Annotated in this window: 1 protein-coding gene; it reads left to right on the forward strand. The window is 72.2% G+C overall.

Annotated features, from left to right (window positions below; translation table 11 throughout):
• The first annotated feature begins 96 nt into the window (after positions 1-96).
• A complete protein-coding gene (locus DQW06_RS26165) occupies positions 97-1,554 on the forward strand; it encodes an SPFH domain-containing protein (protein ID WP_117199497.1) in 1,458 nt (485 codons plus the stop codon).
• Positions 1,555-1,613: the final 59 nt, after the last annotated feature.

The following is a 1,613-nucleotide window of genomic DNA, read 5'->3' on the forward strand; positions in this document are numbered from 1 at the left end:
CCCTCGGACGCCCCCCACCGGTCCCTGGAGGACCCGCCCCCGCCGCCGTGGTCGCGCGGCACCCAGGGCTTCGGCCCCGACGAGGGAGGTCAGTAGATGAGCCTGTCAGTGAACGCCGGAGGCGGCTCCAGCATCAAGGAGTCCCTCGCCTCGTGGGGCGACCTGGCCGGTCTGCTGCGCGGCGGGGACCAGGGCGCGATCGTCCCCGTGGTCATCCCGCGCGACAACCGGGGCCTGCGGTGGACCGTCCTGGTCTGGTTCGGCCTGTTCGCCCTGTGCTCGGCGCTGATGATGGCCCTCAACGCCTCGGCGGGCGGGTTCGTCCTCGGGGTCGCCTACGTCGTGCTGGCCGTGCCGACCCTGATCGTCGGCGTCCTCAGCATCGTCGTGGCGGGCCTGTGGTGGTGGCGCAGCTCGATCATCGAGATCGAGGAGGGCACGCACGGCATCCTCACCAAGTACGGCGCGATCGTGAAGCCGATCGGGCCGGGCCGCCACTACCTGTGGCACCCGTGGTCGCGGGTGGACTTCGTGGTGGACACCCGCACGGAGATCCCCTACACGGCGCCGGTCCTGGCCTGCCCCACGCGGGAGAACGTGCCGCTGAAGTCGATCGAGTTCTTCCTCAAGTTCCAGATCACCGACCCGATCCGGTTCGTGACGATCATCGGCGCGAGCAACTTCGACCTCGTGCTCTCCAGCGCGGTGCAGGACGCCATCCGCCAGCGCAGCCGCCTGGTCAACACCGAGTCCGCCTACGACCTGCGCGGTTCCAACGTCGAGGACATGCGCCGCCTGCTCAACGGGCAGCTGGAGAAGTACGGTGTGCGCATCACCGGCTGCAACATCCCCGACGTGCAGCTGCCCAGCCAGTACCAGCAGCACCTGTCCACCCGGGAGCGGGTGGCCAAGGAGCTGGTGGCCTACGAGCAGGAGTGGGAGCTGACGCGCAAGCGCCGGATCGATACCCTGCTGATGGACATCGAGCGCTCCAAGAAGACCCGTGACGCCAAGATCGTCGAGGTCAACGCCTCCCTCAACAAGGCGCGCAAGGACGTGGCGCAGATGCTGGAGGAGCAGGAGACCGAGGCGCAGCGGGTGCGCTACGAGATCGAGACGCGCGGGCGCGCCGACCTGGTGGCCGCCGAGAACGAGGCGAAGGCGCAGGAGCGCCTGGCCACGGCCTACCGGGACAACCGGGCGGTGCTGGAGTACGAGCTGGCCCGTCGCCGCCTGGACGTGGGCGCCACCCTGGCCGGGCGCGCCCCGCGTCCGGTGGTGGTGCAGACCGAGGCGGGCGCGGGGGACGGTTCGGCGCTGTCGACGCTGCTGACCGCGCAGCTGCTGCCCCAGGTGATGGACGGCCGGGGCGCGCGGACGCCGCTGGGCGGCTCGGGCGGGGCCAGGGAGGTCCTGGACTCCGCGCAGGGAGCGGTCGCCGCGGCCGCCGAGCGCCAGCAGCAGCTGGCCGACGAGTACCAGCGCCAGCAGGGCGCCGCGATGCGCGAGCAGTTCGAGCGCGGAGAGGGGTACGGCGGGCAGGGGCGCCGCTGACCCGGCGGCCCCTGCCCCGCGGGTCGGCCGCGGGGCAGGGGCCGGGCACAGGGCAGGGG

The organism is Nocardiopsis sp. TNDT3 (assembly GCF_003427465.1).
GTDB classification, from domain to species: domain Bacteria; phylum Actinomycetota; class Actinomycetes; order Streptosporangiales; family Streptosporangiaceae; genus Nocardiopsis; species Nocardiopsis dassonvillei.